Origin of the sequence: Pontiella sp., from assembly GCF_041622395.1 — a bacterium.
Classification (GTDB): Bacteria; Verrucomicrobiota; Kiritimatiellia; order Kiritimatiellales; family Pontiellaceae; genus Pontiella.
In genome coordinates this window covers 1-7,015 of record NZ_JBFJYW010000210.1, presented here as the reverse complement: position 1 = coordinate 7,015, position 7,015 = coordinate 1, and the positions used below count along the sequence as shown (strand labels likewise).

The following is a 7,015-nucleotide window of genomic DNA, read 5'->3' as shown; positions in this document are numbered from 1 at the left end:
GTCCGCGAAAAGCCGGAATTCGAAGAACGCGTAGTCCACATCAGCCGTAACTCGAAGGTTGTCAAGGGCGGCCGTCGCTTCAGCTTCGGCGCGCTCGTGGTCGTCGGCGACCGCAAGGGCCGGGTCGGTTATGGACTCGGCAAGGCGGCCGAAGTGTCGGAAGCCATCCGCAAGGCCGGTGAAGTTGCCAAGCGCAACCTCGAAACCGTCACCATGCGCGGCACCACGCTCCCGCACGAAGCACTCGGCAAGTTTTCCGGTGCGCAGGTCCTGATTCGTCCGGCCTCCGAAGGTACCGGCCTGATCGCCGGCGGCCCGTGCCGCGCCGTGCTCGAACTCGCCGGCGTCCGCGACGTCCTCGCGAAGTCGCTCGGCTCCAACAACCACCTCAACGTAACCAAGGCGACCCTCAAGGCGCTTGGCTCGCTCCGCTCGAAAGAACAAGCGCTCGCCATTCGCAAGGGTTAGTCCAGAAGGGGATTCAGTCATGGATTTACATTCATTGCAACCTGCAGAAGGTTCCACCCATCGGAAGATCCGCGTCGGCCGTGGCCGCGCGTCCGGCAAGGGTAAAACAGCAGGCCGCGGCCACAAGGGGCAGATGTCCCGCGCCGGGGCCTCCCACAAGCCGCTGTTCGAAGGTGGCCAGATGCCGTTCGTTCGCAAGCTGCCCAAGCGCGGCTTCAAGAACTTCACCCGCGTGGAGATGATTCCGGTCAACCTCGATGCACTCAACGTGTTCGAAGACGGCACCGAAGTCACCATCGAGCTTCTCAAGGAGAAGGGACTGGTCAATGGCCGGTTCGACGGTGTGAAAATTCTTGGAAACGGCTCCGTAGAGAAGAAATTGACCATCAAGGCCAATGCATTCTCCGCCTCGGCTAAGGAAAAAATCGAAGCCGCCGGCGGCAGCTGCGAAATCGTTTAATTAACGAAAGGCCCCATCGCCATGCTTTCCGCATTTGTCAACACATTCAAGATCGTCGAACTTCGCCAGCGTATCCTCTTTACGTTTGGTCTCATCTTTATCTGCCGCCTGATCGCAGCAGTTCCGCTCCCCGGCGTCAACGCCGTGGCCATCCGGGACTTCATCACTGCGCAGGGCGGGGCCGAAGGTGGCCTGTTCGGTATCATGAACCTCTTCAGTGGAGGGGCGCTCTTGCAGTGCTCCATCGGTACGTTGGGCATCATGCCCTACATCAGCGCATCGATTATCCTGCAGCTCATGACCGCGGTGATTCCGCATCTTGAAAAACTGGCGCGCGAAGGCGATGTGGGCCGCCAAAAGATTACGCAGTATACGCGTTATCTGACGGTGATCATCTGCGCCGTGCAGGGCGCGGCCATGGCCATTGCCCTGCAGGGCGGCGGCTATTTCGGCCTGCCCGCTTCCGTCGTCCGCATTCCGGGCGTCGGCTTTGTCTTGTTGACGATGATGGCGCTGGTCGCCGGTTCGCTGCTGCTTATGTGGATCGGGGAACAGATGACCGACCGCGGCATTGGCAACGGGATCTCGATCATCATCACCGTGAACATTGTCAGCAGCATGCCGATGGCCGTCAAAACGCTGATCGACAAGCTTTCTCCGGTTGACGGCGTGGCCGAAATCGGGGTGTTCCACCTCGCGTTGCTGATTGCGCTGATCTTCTTCGTTACGCTGGGCGTCGTTGCCATGACGCAGGCGCAGCAGAAGATTCCGGTGCAGTTCGCCAAGCGCATGGTGGGCCGCAAGATGATGCAGGGCGGAACCTCGCACCTGCCGTTGCGGGTCAACTATTCCGGCGTCATGCCGATCATTTTCGCCTCCGCCATCCTCGGCATCTTCCCGATGATCGGCAGCAAACTTCCCTGGCAGGCCGCCCGGGAGTGGGCGAACACCTTCCCGATGTCGTTCTGGTACATGTTCTTCTTCGGCGTCATGATCCTGTTCTTCTCCTATTTCTGGGTGGCCACTCAGTTCAACCCGATCCAGATCGCGGACGACCTCAAGCGTCGCGGCGGATATGTTCCCGGCATCCGTCCGGGCACGCCGACCGCCGAGTTCCTCGACCGGACGATGACCCGCCTGACGCTCGCCGGCGCCGTCTTCCTGACCGCCATCGCCGTCATGCCTTCGATCATGACTTCGCAGTTCCAGATCCCGTGGATCGTGGCCTCCTTCTTCGGCGGCACCAGCCTGCTGATTATCGTGGGGGTCATGCTCGACACCATGCGCCAAATCGAATCGCATCTGCTGATGCGCCACTACGACGGTTTCCTGAAAAAAGGAAAGATTAAGAGCGGTCGGTAATGAATGCGGTAGTACTATTGGGACCCCCTGGTGCGGGTAAGGGCACCGTCGCAGAAGTCCTGGTGGGCAAAGGCTACAAGCATGTTTCGACCGGGGACCTGCTTCGCGAGCAGATCCGCCAGGAAACCGCGCTGGGCATCGAAGCCAAAGCGCTGATGGATCAAGGCAAATTCGTTCCCGACGATGTGGTCGTCGGGATGATCCGCGAGTTGTTTGGCGCAGGCAAACCCGGCGACAAGTTTTTGTTCGATGGTTTTCCCCGCACGCTGGTGCAGGCCGAAAAGCTCGATGAGTTGATCGGTTCGCTCAACGGGAACCTCGACGAAGTCGTTTTGCTGGAATGCCCGGCCGATGCGATCGTGGAGCGCCTGTCCGGCCGCCGCTCCTGCCCGGAGTGCAAGACCGTATACCACGTCACCTTCAATCCGCCGAAAGAGGCGGGCGTTTGCGACGTCGACGGAACCGAATTGATTCGCCGCGACGACGACAACCCGGAGACCATCCGGCAGCGCCTTACCGTCTATGCGGAGCAGACCGCGCCGCTGATCACCTATTACGAGGCGAAGGATCTCGTCCATCCGATCGATGCGACGCAAAGCATCGAGCAAGTACGCGCCGCCGTGCTTGAAAAACTGGGATAAGCTTTCGCCATGATTATTGTAAAAAATCCAGCCGAGCTGGAGTCCATGCGCGTCGTCTGTAAAAAGACCGCCACCATCCTTCACAAGGTTGCCGCCAAGGTCGCGCCGGGCGTGACGACCAAGGAGCTCGACGACTATGCGGCCGAGCTCGCGAAGAAGGAGGAGGGCCGCTGCGCCTTCTATGGCTACCACGGGTTCTCGGGCCACATTTGCTCTTCCGTCAACGAAGAGGTGGTCCATGGAGTGCCGGGCCGCCGAGTGGTCCGCAACGGCGACGTCGTCAGCATCGATTTCGGCCTGTGCTTTGGCGGCTTCGTCGGCGATACGGCGATCACCGTCGCGTGCGGCGAGATCGACCCGAAATGGCAGCGCCTGCTCGATACCACGCAGGAGTGCCTCGCCGCGGCCATCGAAAAGGCCGTCGAAGGAAACCGCCTTTCCGATATCTCCAACGCCGTGCAGGTGGTTGCCGGGCGCGATGGCTTTTCCGTCGTGCGCGACTTCGTTGGCCATGGAATCGGGCGCGACATGCACGAGGATCCGCAGATCCCGAACTACGGTCCGCCCGGACGCGGCCCGGTATTGAAGGCCGGCATGACCTTGGCCATTGAGCCGATGATTAATTTAGGGGTCCACAAGACCGAGACGTTGAACGACGGATGGACCGTTGTGACCAAAGACCGCCTGCCGTCCGCCCACTTCGAGCACACCGTTGCCGTGGGCAAGACCCAGGCCGAAATCCTGACGATTCCTGTTTTGGACTCGTAATGGAGAAAAAAGAGACAATTTTACTAGACGCGCGCTTGCTGAGCGTGATAGACAAACACGCTTTTGACGCAGAACTAAGTAACGGACACCGATTCGTTGCGTTTTTAGGGCGCAAGGATTCCGGCGGCCAGTTGCCGCAACCCGGTGCGCAAGTTACAGTTGAGATGTCGCCCTTCGATATGAGCAAGGGGCGTCTGGTGATTAACCAGGAGCAATAAGATGAAAGTACGAGCTTCAGTAAAAAGAATGTGTGAACAGTGCAAGGTGATCCGCCGCCAGGGCGTGGTACGCGTTATTTGCACGAACCCGCGCCACAAGCAGCGCCAAGGATAAATTAGGAGTTTAATCAATGCCACGTGTACTCGGTATAGACATCCCCGGTAGAAAGAAGCTGGAATACTCGCTTCGCTACATCTACGGAATCGGCCCCGCCCTCGCTAAAGAAGTTTGCGAAAAGGCAAAGCTGGATCCCAAAAAGAAAGCAGACGACATGACCGACGAGGATATCCAGTCGCTCGTTTCCGTTCTGCAGAACGAATACCGCATCGAAGGTGACCTGCGTCGCGAAGTTGCGGCAAACATCCGCCGCTTGATTTCGGTTGGGTCCTACCGTGGTCGTCGCCATCGCGCCGGGTTGCCGGTTCGCGGTCAGCGCACCAAGACCAATGCACGTACCCGCAAGGGCGCGAAGCGTACCGTCGGTATTGTTCGCGGCAAGGAAGCACGCTCCGCCGCCAAGGCCGCCTCTAAATAAGGAATTGATTCCATGGCAGAAGAAAAAATTGAAGTAGAAGAAAAAGTGGTGGAGAAAACCGCTCCGGTTGCCGCCGCGGAAAAAAGCGCCGCCGCTCCGGTCGAGGAAAAGGTTGAGGAAAAGAAATCCCGCCTGCCCACCGCCGCCGACCTGCTCGCCGATGAAGTCATCGAGCCGATCAAGCGCAAGAAGGGGTCCAAGAATGTTCCCGTCGGGATTGCATTCGTGAAGACCACCTTCAACAACACCATCGTTTCCATCACCGATATGCGTGGCAACGTGGTTTCCTGGAGCAGCGCCGGTCGCTGTAACTTCAAGGGATCGCGCAAGTCCACCGCATTCGCGGCCACCACGGTTGCCCAGGACGCTGCGCGTACGGCAATCAGCCATGGCATGAGCGAAGTGGAAGTCCGTGTTCAGGGTCCGGGTGCCGGCCGCGAGTCCGCCGTGCGCGCCATCCAGTCCGCTGGTCTTTCCATCACGACGATCAAGGATACCACCGCGATCCCGCACAATGGATGCCGCCCGCCGAAGCGCCGTCGCGTCTAGTTGGTTTTTTTAACGTAATTCACACACCATACGAGCCGGTTAACGACCGGTTCTGGGAGGATATACCATGGCTACACGACTCGGTCGTTTTGAAATGCCGAAGCAGGTCGTTAAAGACGAAACTGTTTCCACGGAAAACTACGGTAAGTTCTATGCTGAACCTTTCGAGGGCGGCTACGGACGCACCATGGGCAACTCGCTCCGCCGCGTTTTGCTCTCTTCGCTCGAAGGCGCCGCCGTTTCTTCCGTCAAGATCAAGGGGGCTCCGCACGAATTCTGCAGCCTCGACGGCGTGATGGAAGATGTCACCGACATCATCCTGAACATGAAGCAGCTGCTGTTCAAGAGCTACACCCGCGATCCGCAGATGGCTAAAATCAAGGTTGAAGGCCCGGGCGAAGTCACGGCCGGCGACATCGTCACCTCCGAAAAGATCGAGGTCCTGAATCCCGATTTCGTGATCTGCACGCTTTCCGAAGGGGCCGTTTTCGAGGCTGAAATGGAAGTGCGCATCGGGCGCGGTTACTGCCCGGCCGACCTCAACAAGAAGGAAAACCAGGAAATCGGAATTATCCCGATCGACTGTCTGTTCTCCCCGGTTCGCCGCGTAAAGTACGAAACCGAGAACACCCGCGTGGGTCGCCGCACCGACTACGACAAACTCATCATCGAAATCTGGACCGATGGCCGTGTTAGCCCGGACGACGCGCTGACCATGTCCGCCGCGATCCTTCGCCACCACCTCGACGTTTTCGTCTCCTACGACAAGGATTTGATCGAGTTCGAGGAAAGCGAAAAGCAGATCGACATGGAGAAGGAAGAGCTCCGCAAGAAGCTCAACATCAGTGTCAACGAAATCGAACTCAGCGTCCGAGCCGCGAACTGCCTGAACAACGCCAACATCACCACCGTCGGCGAGCTGGCGCAGAAGACCGAAGCTGAAATGCTGAAATACCGCAACTTCGGTAAGAAGTCGCTCAACGAAATCAAGGCGAAGATCCAGGAAATGGGCCTGTCGCTCGGAATGACCTTTGATATCGACCTGCTGAAAGGCACGTCCTTCGAAGACTAGTTTCTAATTTACTAAAGGGTTGTAACAATGAGACATCGTAAAAAAACTGTTAAACTCGGCCGCACCAGCGCACACCGCAACGAGTTGCTGTCGAATCTGGTTTGTGCGTTGATCGATAACAAACGCATCAAAACCACCGCACCGAAGGCCAAGGCCGCACGTTGCCTTGCCGAAAAGATGGTTACCCTCGGCAAGAAGGGCACCCTCGCAGCTCGTCGCCAGGCGATCGCAACGCTGAAGAACGAAGTTTCCGTCAAGGAACTCTTCGATGCGGTTGCCCCGACGTTCGCAGCACGCAACGGCGGATACACCCGCATCCTCAAGCTGGGTCGTCGGATTTCCGACGGTTCCGAAATGGTGCTGCTGGAGTGGGTCGATGCAATCGCTGCTCCGGCTCCGGCCGAAAAGGTTGAAGCGGCTACCGAAGCAACCGAAGAAGTGGCCGCCGCCGAGTAATTTTACTCGCAGCGCGCTTCGCAAAACCCCGTCGCCCTTGGGCTGCGGGGTTTTTTTTGTTATCTGCGCGCGTTGGGATGTGGGGGAAGACGTATCTCATCCTCCTCCTGTCATGCCGAGAGTGTTTCGATGTACGCAGGCATGCGGGAAAAGTTCAAAAGGTAAGGGGGGTAGGTTGACCGGTAAAGGGTTAGGCCGAAGATTGCATTGCTCAGGGCCGGGTTCGCCGTGACGACGATGGGGTTTTGGTGGAGTTGCAACTGGCACTTACATCAGATGACTGACCCGAATGGAAAGGGATTACTATATTGCGGGACCGACTCCGTTTCCGACTCCGTTTCCCCGACTCCTTTTCCTTTTCTCCGCGTGCCGTGGGTACGGGAACTCGCAACGGATTTGCGAGCTACGGCGTAGCGCGGATATCCGATCCGCGTGCCGCACATGCGTGCAGCTGCCGTGGGTGGGCGCTGTGTTGAATCCGATCG

The 7,015-nt window shown here is 58.4% G+C and carries 11 protein-coding genes; all 11 read left to right on the top strand.

Annotated features, from left to right (window positions below; genetic code table 11):
- Nucleotides 1–468: 30S ribosomal protein S5 (gene rpsE / locus ABYO54_RS11990; protein WP_372808492.1), on the top strand; the 468-nt coding region annotated here is incomplete at its 5' end.
- A gap of 19 nt (nucleotides 469–487) precedes the next feature.
- A complete protein-coding gene (gene rplO, locus ABYO54_RS11985) occupies nucleotides 488–928 on the top strand; it encodes a 50S ribosomal protein L15 (protein ID WP_372808491.1) in 441 nt (146 codons plus the stop codon).
- A gap of 21 nt (nucleotides 929–949) precedes the next feature.
- Nucleotides 950–2,290 (top strand): preprotein translocase subunit SecY, encoded by a 1,341-nt coding sequence (secY, locus tag ABYO54_RS11980; protein ID WP_372808490.1) that lies wholly within the window; start codon nucleotides 950–952, stop codon nucleotides 2,288–2,290.
- Nucleotides 2,290–2,931 carry an adenylate kinase gene (locus ABYO54_RS11975; RefSeq protein ID WP_372808489.1) on the top strand — a complete coding sequence of 214 codons (642 nt, stop codon included), beginning with the start codon at nucleotides 2,290–2,292 and terminating at the stop codon, nucleotides 2,929–2,931. The genes secY and ABYO54_RS11975 overlap by 1 nt, the downstream gene beginning before the upstream one ends.
- A 9-nt stretch (nucleotides 2,932–2,940) precedes the next feature.
- The gene (gene map / locus ABYO54_RS11970) at nucleotides 2,941–3,699 is read left to right on the top strand and encodes a type I methionyl aminopeptidase (protein WP_372808488.1); all 759 of its coding nucleotides are present in this window, start codon (nucleotides 2,941–2,943) and stop codon (nucleotides 3,697–3,699) included.
- Nucleotides 3,699–3,917: a hypothetical protein gene (locus ABYO54_RS11965; RefSeq protein ID WP_372808487.1), complete on the top strand. Its 219-nt coding sequence runs from the start codon at nucleotides 3,699–3,701 to the stop codon at nucleotides 3,915–3,917. Before map ends, ABYO54_RS11965 begins: the two co-directional genes overlap by 1 nt.
- 1 nt (nucleotide 3,918) lies before the next feature.
- Nucleotides 3,919–4,032 (top strand): 50S ribosomal protein L36, encoded by a 114-nt coding sequence (gene rpmJ, locus ABYO54_RS11960; RefSeq protein WP_372808486.1) that lies wholly within the window; start codon nucleotides 3,919–3,921, stop codon nucleotides 4,030–4,032.
- Between the two features lie 16 nt (nucleotides 4,033–4,048).
- Complete coding sequence (gene rpsM / locus ABYO54_RS11955) at nucleotides 4,049–4,453, top strand: 30S ribosomal protein S13 (protein WP_372808485.1); 405 nt, start codon at nucleotides 4,049–4,051, stop codon at nucleotides 4,451–4,453.
- A gap of 12 nt (nucleotides 4,454–4,465) precedes the next feature.
- Complete coding sequence (gene rpsK / locus ABYO54_RS11950; RefSeq protein ID WP_372808484.1) at nucleotides 4,466–5,002, top strand: 30S ribosomal protein S11; 537 nt, start codon at nucleotides 4,466–4,468, stop codon at nucleotides 5,000–5,002.
- 67 nt (nucleotides 5,003–5,069) lie between these two features.
- Nucleotides 5,070–6,074: a DNA-directed RNA polymerase subunit alpha gene (locus ABYO54_RS11945; RefSeq protein ID WP_372808483.1), complete on the top strand. Its 1,005-nt coding sequence runs from the start codon at nucleotides 5,070–5,072 to the stop codon at nucleotides 6,072–6,074.
- 27 nt (nucleotides 6,075–6,101) lie between these two features.
- Complete coding sequence (rplQ, locus tag ABYO54_RS11940) at nucleotides 6,102–6,530, top strand: 50S ribosomal protein L17 (RefSeq protein WP_372808482.1); 429 nt, start codon at nucleotides 6,102–6,104, stop codon at nucleotides 6,528–6,530.
- Nucleotides 6,531–7,015 lie beyond the last annotated feature (485 nt).